Source organism: Hymenobacter taeanensis, assembly GCF_013137895.1.
GTDB classification, from domain to species: Bacteria; Bacteroidota; Bacteroidia; order Cytophagales; family Hymenobacteraceae; genus Hymenobacter; species Hymenobacter taeanensis.
This window is the reverse complement of record NZ_CP053538.1, coordinates 2700696-2714229: the sequence shown is the minus strand read 5'-3', so window position 1 is coordinate 2714229 and position 13534 is coordinate 2700696. Positions and strand designations below refer to the sequence as shown.

Sequence of the window (13534 nt, the reverse complement as noted above, 5' to 3'; positions counted from 1 at the left end):
CTGGGCTACGGATTGGCTCATCCAGTTTTTCCAGTCTGATGGATAAGCAGCGGTGCGTGAGGCAAAGCGCTATACTTTCCGTTTTATGCCATTGCACCGTGAGCTAGACAAAAAGCTCAGCAAGAATTTTGAACCTTCATCTCGAATTAACGACATGTTCAAAGGCTACAACATCACCTTAGTGACAAACGAACACGGTGAGCCGGCAAACCTTTTCTTCGGCAAGCGTCGCCCTGACGGGTTTATTGTGCGTGAGTGGTACATGCGCACTAATATGCGCCAACATGGGAGCCTCAAGGTAGCATCCAGCCACTGGGACTTGCGCGGAAAAATACTGGCCTAGTCAGCTAGGCCAGTATTTCTACTTCTCCTATAACTAGCAGGCTTTGTAATAAGCTGCGAACATCGTCTGAGTCGCCCACACAGTAACGCGCCAACGACCTAGCGGCATTCCCCACTTTTATAGTGTAGGCCTCAGCAGGCAGTGCTTTAAAAGTATCCTCATCGGTACGGCCGTCGCCGAGGGCCAGAATAAACTCTGGTGGCTCTGGCTGGAGCCACCGAGCTACAGCGGTGCCTTTGTTTATGCCGGCATTTTTCACCTCCAGCACCTTACTTCCTTCCAGCACCTGCAACTCAGTATTGGAGGTGATAAAAGACAGGTGGCTGAGCAGTTCACGGGCCCGAACCGCTCCTAGGTCGGCATCAACCCGGCGGTAGTGCCAAGCTAGAGAATAGTCCTTCTCTTCTATGGAAGCCCCAGCCGTGCGGCGCACATATAACTCCATAAGGAGGCGCACTTCTGGTTTCCAGTCGGCACGGAGCTCCTGAAACAGCTGCCACTCCTCGCGCGCGCGCCGCAACCAGACGCCATGCTCTGCTATAAAATCAACAGGCAAGTGGCCTAGCCACTTTTCCAGGGTGGCCCGGTCGCGGCCACTGATGATAACTACGCGGTTGCGCGGATCGTCAGCCAAGGAGCTCAGCAGTCGAAGCAGTTCCGCATCAGGCTGGGCCCGTTGCGGATTAGACTCGAAGCGCACCAAGGTACCATCGTAATCCAGCAAGAGTAGTCTGCTGTTGGCCGTTTCATAACGTGCTTGTAGCTGGGCTCTGGCCTCCTGATCAAGTGAATCAGTAGCGTAAATATGCTGCTTGATCTTGCTGTAGGCCAGTCTGTCCATAAATAACTTGGTCCAGGCAAACACATCATATTGCTCTACCAGAGCCCGCAAATGGCCCATACGCCGGCCTTGTTCTTCCTCTGGCATCAGCAGCGCTTCATTCAGCGCCTCAACTAAGTGGTTGGTATCAGTGGGGTTGATAAGTAAGGCGTCGGAGAGTTCATGGGCGGCTCCGGCCCGCTCACTTAGGATGAGTACGCCGCGCTCATCATTTCTGCAGGCAATGTACTCTTTGGCTACCAGGTTCATGCCGTCGCGCACAGGCGTTACGAGTGCAATGTCGGCTAGACGGTAAAGTGCTACCAGTTCTTCGAAAGGAAAGGAGCGGTAGAAATAATGAATAGGCGTCCAGGACATGGTGCTGAACTGTGCATTCAGGCGCCCTACCAGCTCATCAATCTCTTCTTTCAGGCTCTGATACTGGGCTACCTGGTCGCGGGAGGGTACCACCACCATCAGTAGGCTAACCTTTCCGTGCCATTCTGGGTGGCGTTGCAGCAAGCCTTCGAAGGCACGCAGGCGCTGCGCGATTCCTTTGGTGTAGTCAAGCCGGTCAATTGAGAGAACGATCCTGCCTTCCCGGAAACCCTCGCGGTAGGCCAGTATCTGCCGAGCCACTGCCTCTGTGTTGGCTGTTTCCGCATACTGCTTAAAGTCGATACCCATGGGAAACGCGTCAACCAAAACAAGCCGGGAGGGCGTTTCCACCTGTCCGCTTTGGTTGGGGTAGCCCAGCATATGCGAGACAGCACTAAGAAAGTGCCGTTGGTAGCTGAACGTGTGAAACCCAATCAGATCGGCCCCTAACATGCCCTCCAGCAACTCGGCACCCCAAGGTAACTCCCGCAGTAGCTCATAAGAAGGAAACGGGATGTGCAGGAAGAAACCAATGGTTGCGCTTGGCCGCTCCCGGCGCAGCATTTCAGGCAGCAGTAGCAGCTGATAGTCGTGCACCCAGATAGTATCATCGGGGCCGGCTAGTTCCAGCACTGCCTCGCAGAATTTTCTGTTTACAGCTACGTAAGCCTCCCAGTGGACCTCCTCATACAGGGCGTACTCGCTGAAATAATGAAAGGTAGGCCATAGAGTGCCGTTGCTGAAGCCTTCGTAATAGTCCTGTATTTCGCGCTCAGTAAGGAATACAGGGGCCATACTATCAGCTTGCAGGCGTTGCGTTACTTGCTGCTGCTCACCTGGATCACTAACGACCAGGCCGGGCCAACCAATCCAGACGTTATCGGCGGCCCGATAAATGGAGCCGAGGCCAGTAGCTAATCCGCCTTCGCTGGGCTGAAATGTGAGCCCGTTAGCCGTGCGCTGCACCTTGGTAGGGAGCCGGTTAGAGACAATAATCGTTCGGGACATGTAGCAGAATGCTTAAGCCGTGCTTACGCTGGCACAGTTACGTTATACGAGGACGCCGAATAAACGTCAGTGGCCTACAGACCCAGCCCTATTCTGGCAGGCTATAACACTCTCCCTTAGCCAGCAAATGCACCCGCAAGTCACGAATAGAGAATACTTCACCGGGCTTGATTGCAGCAATGGTGTTACCGCTGCAGTCATGCCCATCTACGAGCACCACCAAGCCGTTGCCTAATACTTCCAGCTCGCGGCCTTTAGTCACGAACACGGCTGTATCTTCTTCCAGGCCTAGGCCTATACACCCAGGATTGGTGGCAATTATCTGAGCCATCCGGACGATGCGCCCCCTGGCCACAAAATGCGTATCAATGGCAACATCTCGGAGAAATTGCAAGCCGGTGGTGATATGAATTTCGTCTTTGAGCATGCCGGCATCGTTACGGCCCTGATAAATCATGGGCGTGCTCATGGCGGCAGCGCCGGCGCTGGTACCCGCAATTACGATGGGCTCTTGCTGATAGCGCTCGGTGATGCGCTTAAGCAGGGCGGTACCGCCAAACGTGGCGGTTAGCCGTAATTGGTCGCCGCCGGTAAACAGAATGCCATCGGCCCGATTAATCATGTCCAGCGCTTCAGGGGCTTTGGTTTGCTCCCGAGTCTGAACGTTCAACACTTCAACGCTCTCAATACCAAGCGCAGTAAACACCTCTATATACTCTTGAGCAGCCTCTGCGGGCTCTTCTGAAGCGGTTGGAATTACAACTACTGTTTTTTTAGCGGGCAATTCCTGTACAAAACGTTCAAGAATAAAGTCGGCAGATTGATCGATATCCGAGGCTTCTGTCTTATTGGTCTGGCGTTGTTCATGGCCTCCAATTGCCAGCAGGCGGCCTTTAGGAGCAGAAGTTTTGATTGTCATATATAGGAAATAGGAGAAGCATTGCCTGCGAGACCAGTATGCCCGTTTACACAGACAGTGCGTGCTACTCATTTGCACCGGAAGCCCGCAATAGTAGCGTGCAGGCCAAGCAACGACAGTGTTTACGGGCTTACTCCTCCCCTGCCACTTGGTATAAATACGGAATTGCGCCTTCGGTAAACGCGTAATTAGATTACACAGATATTACGCATGACAGCTGCCCCAAATCCAAGGAAGTGCGCGGCTCTTTCGTTGTAGCTTACCTGCCCGCTAACTGCCGCTAGTACGGGGGCTACCTACATAGCCCTTCGCTCATTACGTACGAGGCGTAGCAGCTCTGCCTGTGTATGCACCGGCCCACGGTAGCGCAACTCGCTTTCAAACAGGCTGCCGCTGTATACCTCAATTCCCTCACCTGCTACGGGAATAAACACCCGAACAAGCTCCTGGGCAGAAGGCCGCACATATGTGATACCGGAAGCAGGAGCCGATGCCGCCCAGTTAATCTGAAAAAATCCGGCCTCGTGTAAATGCGTCAGTAACATGTAGAGCGTGCTGGTAAGCGTTTACTTAACGGAAGCAAAGCTCTTGACAATAAAGCCATTGGCTTTCAGCACAAACCCGGAAAAGGCAGTACCTGATTATGCGGATTTTTTAACTACGTATTAGCCGCGCGCCATCCAACCTTTCTGGGTACCTACAAATGGCCCGTTTTCTTCCCGCTAAATACCACCAAGCTCAGGCAAACAGCCGCTCCCTACCCAGAGCAGCCGCAGCTGGTTGGTTACCTGGTGGCCGCTGGGTTGCGAGCCATGGGTAGCCTTGCCGCACGCCCGTACGCATTACACCTGTCACTATCTGAATTCTTGCTCATCTCACGCCACCTACCTTCCCTATAACCTTAATCCACATATTCTTACACAAATGGTTTTGCCCGTATTTTTCGTGAATGCCGTTGGTTTAATAACATTAAAATAATATTAACCTGAACTATAGCCTAGTAATTTTGCGCCTGATTTTCATCAATCCCCCTTTATGAGACGCAATCTTTACGCCTCTGTGGCTTTAGTGCCAATGGCGGTTCTGTCGGCCCACCTCGGCTGGGCACAGGGCACCACTACGTCGGCTATGAACGGTGTTATCACCGACAAGTCGGGAGCTGGTTTGCCAGGTGCCACGGTTATTGCCGTGCACACCCCAACCAACACGCAGTACGTAGCGCCCACCAACTCAGATGGCCGCTTCAACCTGCAGAATATGCGCGTAGGTGGCCCGTACACTATCCGCGTGACGTTTGTGGGGTACAAGGAGTCAGTACGGGACAACATTTTCCTGACCCTCGGGCAGAACCTGCGTCTCGACATCAACCTGAGTGAGTCGGAGCAGACGCTGGGCGAAGTGGTCGTAAGCGGACGGCAGGACCCAGTTATTAATGCTGGCCGGACGGGTGCTGCTACTACGGTGCAGCGCGAGCAAATTGAGCGTTTGCCTACCCTAAACCGCTCACTGAACGACTTTACTCGCCTTACCCCTCAGGCCAACGGCCAGAGCTTTGGCGGGCGCAGCAGCGGCTTCAACAACATTACGGTTGATGGCGCTATTTTCAACAATGCCTTTGGCCTGCAATCAACGGTAGGTGGCCAGGCTGGTGCCCAGCCTATCTCGCTCGATGCCATTGATCAGATACAGGTGAGCATTGCCCCCTACGACGTTCGTCAGGGTTCGTTCACGGGTGCGGGTATCAACGTGGTAACCCGCTCGGGCACCAACAAATTCTCGGGCTCCATCTACGGCTTCTACCGCGACCAGGATCTGGTAGGCAAAAAAGTAGGTGATTTCAAGCAGGCTTACCCCAACTTCCGGCTGCACAACGAAGGCTTCCGCGTTGGTGGCCCCATCATCAAGGACAAGCTGTTCTTTTTCGTGAATGCGGAGCGCGAGCGTCGGAACGACCCGCCAACGGGTAACTTCACTGCCAACCGCTCCGAAACGCCTCCGGTTTCTGGCTCGCAGACTTCGCAAGCCTCAGCTCGTGACCTGGAAACGCTGAGCAACTTCCTGCAGCAGCAGTATGGCTACAATGCCGGTGCTTTCGAAAACTACAAGCTCCGCTCAAACAGCGACAAGGCCACAATCAAGATTGACTGGAACATTAACCAGAATAACCGTTTCAACATCAAGTACAACTACCTGAAGTCGTACGCGGATATTCCACCAAGCACGTCGGGCGCAATTAACAACCAACGCTCACAGTCGCAGTTCGGTCTGCCCTTCTCGTCGTCGTACTACACGATTAATAACAACCTGAACTCGTTCATTGCAGAGCTGAACAGCACCCTGGGTGGCGGTAAGTTCTCAAACAACCTGACGGCGGGTTACTCTGCTTTCCGTGATTACCGGGAGAGCAGCGGTGGTATTTTCCCGCTGGTTGACATTGGTACCAGCGTAGGGCGCAGCACTTCTACGGCAGCCCTGAATGGCATTAACGCCGCTAACTCGCTGACCTCATTTGGCTATGAACCCTTCTCGGCGTTCAACATTCTGAACTCCGACGTATTCCAGGTAGGTGACAACTTCACGGCCTACTTGGGCAAGCACAACGTGACGGTGGGTACTTATAATGAGTACTACAAGTTCCGGAACGGCTTTGCGCCAAACTACTACGGCAACTACTCCTTCAACTCCCTCGAAGACTTCTATGCTTCGGCGGGCTTCAGCTACGACCGTGCTACGGCTAGCTACGCACCGCTGGCGGCTGGTACTTCGCGCCCCGGCCCAGCGCGTTACAACTTACAATACTCTGCGCTGCCTGGAGGCGAGTTTCCCTTCGCCGACATTAAGGCAGCTCAGCTAGGCCTGTATCTGCAGGATGAATGGTCGCCGCGCAACAACCTGCGGGTAACCTACGGGGTACGTGCTGACCTGCCGTTCCTGACTTCAGACCTGACCCAAAACACTAACGCGGCCAACCTGACTTTCCGCGATGGAGTTAAAATCAACACCGGCGACGTTCCCAAGAAGAATGTGCTGTTCTCGCCCCGCGTTGGTTTCAACTGGGATGTGATGGACAACAAAAAGACCCAGGTACGTGGCGGTACCGGTATCTTCACGGGTCGGGTGCCCTTTGTATGGCTTTCCAACCAGGCCAGCAACAACGGCGTGCAGTTTGGCTCCTACAGCCTAAGCGGCTCCAACACTGTTAACCCAGTCACCGGCACGCCCTCCTACTTCAGTTCGAACGTAGATGCTTACCGCCCACAGAATGCTACGGCCAACACGGCCTATAACCTGGCAGTAACTGATAAGAATTTCAAATTCCCGCAGGTATGGCGCTCTAACCTAGCCATCGACCAGCAGCTGATTGGCGGCATCATTGGTACGCTGGAGGCGTTCTACACCAAGGACCTCAATGCTGTTTACCACCAGAACGTAAACCTGCCTGGCAGCGAGGAGGCTCCTTTTGCTCGGGCTAATGGCCCCGATAACCGGCCCATCTTCTACACGTTTGGGGCTCCCCAAACGGGCAACAACGCCGGCTTGGTCACTGCTACCCGCAACTACCAGATTTACGGCTCAGTGCCAGCTTCTCAGGGTGGCAATACGGCGGCTCGCCCTAACATCAGTGATGCCATCCTGATGAAGAACACCAACAAGGGCTATTCTTACGCCCTGACGGCGCAGCTGCAGAAGTCGTTCAATAACGGCCTCTACTTGAGCGCAGCTTATACCTACTCAGACTCCCGCTCGGTAAACGATGGTGGCTCAATTGCCCAGTCTATCTGGCGTGACCGCTCTATCTCGGGCGACCCGAACGCCCCAGCTTTGAGCTACTCCAACTTCCTGCAGCAGCACCGGGTTATTGGCTCAGTATCGTACCGCAAAGAGTATCTAGGCCACCTGGGCACCACTTTCTCGATGTTCTACGAGGCTGCTCCGGCGGGTCGTTACTCGTACGTGTACTCGGGTGATATGAACGGTGACAATCAGACCTCTAACGACCTGATGTACGTACCACGCAACCAGAGCGAAATTAACCTGCGTGATATCACGCTGACGGCAGCGCAAGGTGGTGGTGTCTATTCGGCTGCTCAGCAGTGGGCAGACCTAGATGCTTTCATCAACCAGGATAAGTACCTGAGTGGACGCCGTGGGCAGTACGCTGAGCGCAACGGTGCCGTACGCCCCTGGCAGAACCGCCTGGATGTACGCTTGCTGCAAGATGTGTTTACCAACATTGGTGAAAACCGCAACACGCTGCAGCTGAGCCTGGATATCTTCAACGTAGGAAACCTCATCAACAGCGACTGGGGAGTATTCCAGACGGCGAACCGCGTGAATCCGCTCACTTTCGACGGGTACAATGCGCAGGGTCAGCCCGTATTTGAGTACCGCTACCTCACAAACCCAGTTGGCACCGCTGCTGGGGGGGTAACTACTCCGGCCGTACCGCTCACCAAAACCTTCCGCAACGATACGGGTGGTCTTGGCTCACGTTGGCAGGGCCAGATTGGCCTGCGCTATATCTTCAACTAAACCAACAGCTTAGCTTAAAAAAGTGGGTTAGCGCTAGCGCTAACCCACTTTTTTTATGGCCTAGGCCACATCTTTTTTGCGTTTTTTTGGGTGTACCACTTGCAGAATCAAAAACACAACGTACTTTTGTCACACCAAACGCAACCGGCGGGCGGTAAGCAATAAACGGGGGATTAGCTCAGCTGGCTAGAGCGCTTGCATGGCATGCAAGAGGTCATCGGTTCGACTCCGATATTCTCCACTCTCGTTCAAAAAAGCCTAACCTCACGGTTAGGCTTTTTGCTTTTCACCCCCCCAACTGGGTGGGTTGTACTATATGAGTTCATTGCCACCAGAGTAAAAACAACAGAGCCACCCTGTGTGAGGTGGCTCTGTTGTTTTTACTCTGGTGGCTTAAGGCCCGTGAGCGGTAGCTGAAAACGGGTGCTGAAGCGGAACTTAGCCTGACGTTCTTCGACCTACTGCCCATACCCCCTGGTAGAACCGCCAGCTGCCTCAACAATGGCGGCCCAATAGAAGCAGAAGCGCCGCCTACATCTGTGATCAGACAAACAAACCTTCTACAGAAAGGTACCGCTCACCGGTATCGTAGCAGAAGGTGAGTACACGCCCCCCTTCAGGAACTTCATCGAGCTTTTTGGCTACAGCGGCCAATGAGGCCCCAGATGAAATGCCCATAAAAATGCCTTCTTCCCGGGCGGCGCGGCGCGTCATATCAAAGGCTTCCTGTTGACTTACCTGAATAGTACCGTCTAGGACCTCGCGGTGGAGGTTGGCGGGAATGAAGCCTGCCCCAATACCTTGAATGGGGTGCGGACCGGGGGCACCGCCGCTGATAACGGGAGACAGTTCAGGCTCTACCGCGAAGGTCTTCATGCGCGGGAACAGTGGCTTAAGCACCTCCGTTACGGCCGTAATGTGGCCACCGGTGCCTACACCAGTGATATGATAGTCAAAACCCTCAGGCATGTCACGCAGGATTTCCTGGGCCGTAGTTTCGGCGTGTACCCGAATGTTGGCGGAATTTTCAAACTGCATGGGCATCCAGGCGCCAGGTGTGTCGCGTACAATCTCGCCGGCTTTCTCAATAGCGCCCTTCATGCCTTTTTCGCGGGGGGTGAGCTCTAAGTTAGCGCCGTACGCAGCCATAAGGCGGCGCCGTTCAATAGACATGCTTTCTGGCATTACCACGGTAATCTTGTAGCCTTTCACGGCGGCCACCATGGCCAGCCCTACGCCCGTGTTGCCGGAGGTAGGCTCTACAATCAGAGAATCGGGGGTTAGCAGGCCGTCTTTCTCGGCCTGCTCAATCATGGCCAGGGCAATACGGTCTTTGATGCTGCCGCCGGGGTTAGTGCGCTCCAGCTTTACCCACACTTCCACATCGGGGCGGTGCGCGAAGAGGCGGTTAAGACGCAGCAACGGGGTGTTGCCAATGGTATCCAGAATGGAAGTAGCTTTCATAATGAAGTAAGCTGTGAGTTTAGAGAGAAGCAAAGATCAATAACAAGCCTAGGGGGTGTCTTGTCTATTCCAGGCTCTGTTAAAGATGGTTAAATGGAGAAGGTGATGTCGGCGGCGGGGTCTTCGGCGCGGGTAACCTGAATCTGGGCCCGGTGGTACACCCGCGAATGCGAGGGCACGCTCTCCGTCAGCCACACGTTGCCGCCGATGATGCTGTGGCTGCCGACTACTGTATTGCCGCCCAAAATAGTAGCCCCGGCGTAAATCACCACATGGTCTTCGATGGTGGGGTGCCGCTTGATGCCCTGCAGGTGCTTGGCCACACTCAAAGCACCCAGGGTAACCCCCTGAAACACCTTGGCGTGGGCTCCAATTACGGCCGTTTCTCCAATCACAATGCCCGTACCGTGGTCGATGCAGAAGGATCTGCCAATCCGGGCTCCCGGGTGAATGTCGATGCCGGTGCGCTGGTGGGCATACTCACTAAGGAGGCGGGGCACGCGGGGAACTCCGCGCTGGTAGAGGCCGTGGGCAAAACGGTGCAGGGCAATGGCATAGAAGCCCGGGTAGGTAACCACTACTTCAGCCAGGCCTCCAGCGGCAGGGTCGGCGGCCACAATAGCTTGCGCATCAAGCAGCAACATCTCTCGCAGCACGGGTAAACTGGCAACGCAGTCGGCGGCTAGCTCCGCGGCGGGTTGGGGCGTTTGCACGGCCAACAGCAGGGTGGTTAGATCATCTTGCCAGATGCCCAGAGTAGCGGCTACGGCGTCGGCGTTACGCAGGGGGCGCTCGGCCCGTTCAGGAAACAGCAGGTTAAGAAGCTGCTCAGCCAGGTGACAAAAGCCGGGACCGGGCAAGGGCGCGGCGGCCTGCTGGTGGGCCTGCGTCAGGGCCTGAATAAATGCATCGTGCGACATGCGATGGGAAACTACAAGCGTGGGCCAGCGAGCAGTACGCTGCGCGAAGCCGTAAGATATAGGCCTAGGATCAGTCAGCAACCTGCTTAGCGGGCCGAAGGTTTAGAATGGACTCAGGCAGCAACCGCTACAGACGACTTTGCGTTAGCCTACCTGATTCCTTCCATTTACTTAAACCACACGGCACCATGTCTGATACGACCATCACGAAAGTAGATTCCCGCCACTCTCCTAAAGGCGCTGAGGGCGAAAAATATTTAGCTTCGGGCAAAAGCGTATCTATGCGCATGTGGGAAAACGAGTCGCCGGCAGAGGCCAAAGAGCCCGCCGCCCGGCCCTACGAGACGGTAGGCTACGTGCTACAAGGGCGCGCCGAGCTGCACATAGAGGGGCAGATGGTGTTGCTGGAACCTGGCAACTCCTGGGTAGTGCCTAAAGGTGCAACGCACACGTACAAAATTTTAGAATCCTTCACGGCCGTAGAAGCTACCTCGCCCCCAGCCCAAGTGCACGGGCGCGACGAAGAGTAACCCATAATATCTGGTAATCTTACCCGAGGCTCTTGGTAAGAGGCCTGGTTCTGTTTCAGAGCCAGGCCTCTTCCTTTTCCAGGGTACAAGCACTGAAAACAACTTGCGGCAGCCGCACGTGACAGGTAACGTTCTGACCTCATTATAAGCTAATAACCAATCAGTACTTCTGCTGGCTGCAAGATTGCTGCTGCCTGGCCTACGGGCAACAGTTTCTGCGCATAAACCTGTACGTTAACGACCTTTGCCCGGCGAGTGATGTATCGCCGCCCCTGGCAATGATATTACGGGCACTGGCATGGCCCATTTTGCCACAGCCGCCGCAGCCCTGGCCGCGGCGACTCAGATTCAGCTTCGCGACCTTACTGGCCGGCTCGTGCTCACCCAAGTGGTTCCGGCCAATGCTACGGAGGTAACGCTGCAGCTCTCCACTGGCCTAGCTAAGGGAACGTATCTGGTTCAGGTAGCTGGCCTTAAGAACAGCGGTAAACCAGTGTGTTTGATTAAGCAATAAGCCTTACTTAATTGCTATAAAAAAGGCCTCCTTAGTTAAGGGAGGCCTTTTTATGTTACAGGGCAGTTGTAAACTCGTTCAACGAATCAACTCAACCTTATCAATACGGTCACCTATTTCAAGGCGGCTGACTACGTCCATTCCGTTTACTACTTGAGCAAAGATGGTGTAGCGCCCATCAAGGTGCGGGGTGGGGGCGTGCGTGATAAACCACTGGCAGCTCTCGGTATCCTTACCCGCTGAGGCTAGTCCAACGGCGCCTTCCCCGTAGCGCCGGTCTCCCAGCTCCGAGCGAATGTTGTAGTCGGAACTACCCCAGCCGTCGCCGCGTGGGCAGCCGCCCTGGGCCACAAAGTTGGGTACTACCCGGTGAAAATTGCGGCCGTTGTAGAATCCCTGGCGCGTAAGCTCCACAAAGTTGGCCACGGAGCCAGGAGCCTCTTCCACTAGTAAGCGCAGCGTAATATCACCCTTCTCAGTATGCACCACGGCGCGTTGCGCGGCTGGCAACTCCCCTACCAGCGTCCAATTGATGGGATGCGTGGCGGCAGTGGCTACTGGTACCGGGGTGGCGGGGCGCTTTTGCAGGTAGTCAATGGTCTGCTGCAACGATTGCCAGGCCTCCAGGTCGCGGGGCAGCACTAACCGGTCGCGGGCCTGCACCAGAAAATCGGGGTTTGGTAGCAGGCGGCGCAGGTCCAGCTTTGGGTCGCGGATGGCCTCGGCGGCAATACCCATACGGGCTACATCCTGGCTTAGCACGCCCTGGCGTAGCGTGAGGGCAAATTCGGCGTGTTGACTGGCCGGAAAGTTGGCTTGATGGCGCATAGCTACCAGCGCTTCCATACCATAAGTGCCAATTACTACTGATTGGTTAGGCGCAAAAGTGGCCTGACGTACAAACTCAAACGCCGCCGGGTCTTCGCTCAGGGCTTTCAGCAAATAGCCCTTTTCATAAGGGCTGGTAGCCGCGGCATAGCGAGCTTGCACTGCCGATCTGATAGCCTCACGGCCCGTAGTCTCCTGTTTGAGCGCGGCCGCTAGCAACGTGCTGCGCACTCGCCACTGCGTGAGTTTATCCGCCTTCTCCAGAAAGAGAGTACCAGGTTCGTTGGTGGCGTAAGCCAGAAAATACTCAGCTGCTGATAAAGCTACCTGGGCGTTGGCATCAGTCAGCGCCGCCCAGGCAGCCTCCTTCACGGGAGTATACATGGCCGCATTCATGGCACGTAGCGCACTCACCCGCACCCGGTAGTCAGGGTCGCGGCGGGCGAGGCTGGCCAGCAAGCCAGGTACGGTGGGTGCCTGCGCGGCCTTTCCTAGCGCGGCGGCCGCCGCGCTGCGCACTTCATACCGAGGGTCTTGCTGAGCCGCCGCACTAATAGCGGCGGCAAAGGGCAGCAGGTTGAGGCCTCGTGTGCGAGCCAACGCGTTAGCGGCTGCTAAACGGGCCCCATACGGGTTTGAGCTTCCCAGTAGCTGAACCAAGCGGCCCACTGCTGCCTCAGATGTTAAGCCGCGCAAACCTGCCCGGTAAAGCCCCCAAGCCTGCCCGCTGAGGGCCGCCGTATCAGAGGCAAGAGCTGCTGGTAAGCGCACCAGGGCTCCTAGGCCACTACGAGAGGTGCAGCGGCCCAAGGCCTCCAGCTCGTAGCGCCGAACGGTAGGGTTGGTTTCCTTGAGGATGTAGCTATGTAACCCAGCCTCAGCGGTAGAGTCGGCGGTTTGACCCAGCGCATAAGCAGCAGCTTGCCGTACAGATGCCTCTGCATCCTGCAGCCGGGCCAGCAAGGCAGGAGTGGCCGTTTTGCTCTGCACCGATGCTAGTGCCATGGCTGCCTCGCGTCGGTACGTAGCATCAGGCCCCTCCAGAAAGGGCAACAAGGCGGCCGTGTTACGCTCATCTTGGGCAGTGGCTATCTGGCGCAGGGTGGCATCCTGAGTAAACTTGTTGAGCGTGGTGGGTACAGTTGCAGCCGGCGGCTGCGCAGTGCAGGCCAGCAGCAGTGCGCAGCCTGTACCAGCCACCGTAGCTGCCAAGCGGCAGAGGGCAGAATGAGTCATGGTTGCCCAAAATACGGGTTTCGGCGGAGGTAGCGGCGGCT

Annotated in this window: 10 protein-coding genes and 1 tRNA gene; 5 read left to right on the top strand and 6 right to left on the bottom strand. The window is 55.6% G+C overall.

What is annotated here, in order from left to right; genetic code table 11:
- Window positions 1–85: 85 nt before the first annotated feature.
- On the top strand, window positions 86–343 hold the full coding sequence (locus HMJ29_RS11535) for a hypothetical protein (protein WP_171591632.1): 258 nt from the start codon (window positions 86–88) through the stop codon (window positions 341–343).
- Between the two features lie 4 nt (window positions 344–347).
- On the opposite strand, the gene HMJ29_RS11530 is transcribed toward HMJ29_RS11535, so the two are convergent.
- The 3 genes from HMJ29_RS11530 to HMJ29_RS11520 all read right to left on the bottom strand — a co-directional run bounded on the left by HMJ29_RS11530 (window position 348) and on the right by HMJ29_RS11520 (window position 4013).
- Window positions 348–2549, bottom strand: a complete 2202-nt coding sequence (locus HMJ29_RS11530) for a bifunctional alpha,alpha-trehalose-phosphate synthase (UDP-forming)/trehalose-phosphatase (RefSeq protein WP_171591631.1) — start codon at window positions 2547–2549, stop codon at window positions 348–350.
- 88 nt (window positions 2550–2637) lie between these two features.
- On the bottom strand, window positions 2638–3468 hold the full coding sequence (locus HMJ29_RS11525; protein WP_171591630.1) for a cyanophycinase: 831 nt from the start codon (window positions 3466–3468) through the stop codon (window positions 2638–2640).
- A 296-nt stretch (window positions 3469–3764) separates the two neighbouring features.
- A complete protein-coding gene (locus HMJ29_RS11520) occupies window positions 3765–4013 on the bottom strand; it encodes a hypothetical protein (RefSeq protein WP_171591629.1) in 249 nt (82 codons plus the stop codon).
- A gap of 490 nt (window positions 4014–4503) precedes the next feature.
- On the opposite strand from HMJ29_RS11520, the gene HMJ29_RS11515 reads away from it, so the two are divergent.
- Together HMJ29_RS11515 and HMJ29_RS11510 are read left to right on the top strand one after the other, a co-directional pair.
- Window positions 4504–8001 carry a TonB-dependent receptor gene (locus tag HMJ29_RS11515; protein WP_171591628.1) on the top strand — a complete coding sequence of 1166 codons (3498 nt, stop codon included), beginning with the start codon at window positions 4504–4506 and terminating at the stop codon, window positions 7999–8001.
- Between the two features lie 167 nt (window positions 8002–8168).
- Window positions 8169–8242 (top strand) — tRNA-Ala (locus HMJ29_RS11510).
- A gap of 302 nt (window positions 8243–8544) precedes the next feature.
- Here the strand turns inward: HMJ29_RS11510 and cysK are convergent.
- Window positions 8545–9465 (bottom strand): cysteine synthase A, encoded by a 921-nt coding sequence (cysK, locus tag HMJ29_RS11505; RefSeq protein ID WP_171591627.1) that lies wholly within the window; start codon window positions 9463–9465, stop codon window positions 8545–8547.
- A gap of 89 nt (window positions 9466–9554) precedes the next feature.
- The gene (locus HMJ29_RS11500; RefSeq protein ID WP_171591626.1) at window positions 9555–10385 is read right to left on the bottom strand and encodes a serine O-acetyltransferase; all 831 of its coding nucleotides are present in this window, start codon (window positions 10383–10385) and stop codon (window positions 9555–9557) included.
- Between the two features lie 188 nt (window positions 10386–10573).
- On the opposite strand from HMJ29_RS11500, the gene HMJ29_RS11495 reads away from it, so the two are divergent.
- Window positions 10574–10915: a cupin domain-containing protein gene (locus HMJ29_RS11495; RefSeq protein WP_171591625.1), complete on the top strand. Its 342-nt coding sequence runs from the start codon at window positions 10574–10576 to the stop codon at window positions 10913–10915.
- Window positions 10916–11213: 298 nt separating this feature from the next.
- On the top strand, window positions 11214–11429 hold the full coding sequence (locus HMJ29_RS11490) for a T9SS type A sorting domain-containing protein (RefSeq protein WP_171591624.1): 216 nt from the start codon (window positions 11214–11216) through the stop codon (window positions 11427–11429).
- A 78-nt stretch (window positions 11430–11507) separates the two neighbouring features.
- On the opposite strand, the gene HMJ29_RS11485 is transcribed toward HMJ29_RS11490, so the two are convergent.
- Window positions 11508–13493 carry a peptidylprolyl isomerase gene (locus HMJ29_RS11485; protein ID WP_171591623.1) on the bottom strand — a complete coding sequence of 662 codons (1986 nt, stop codon included), beginning with the start codon at window positions 13491–13493 and terminating at the stop codon, window positions 11508–11510.
- Between the last annotated feature and the right edge of the window lie 41 nt (window positions 13494–13534).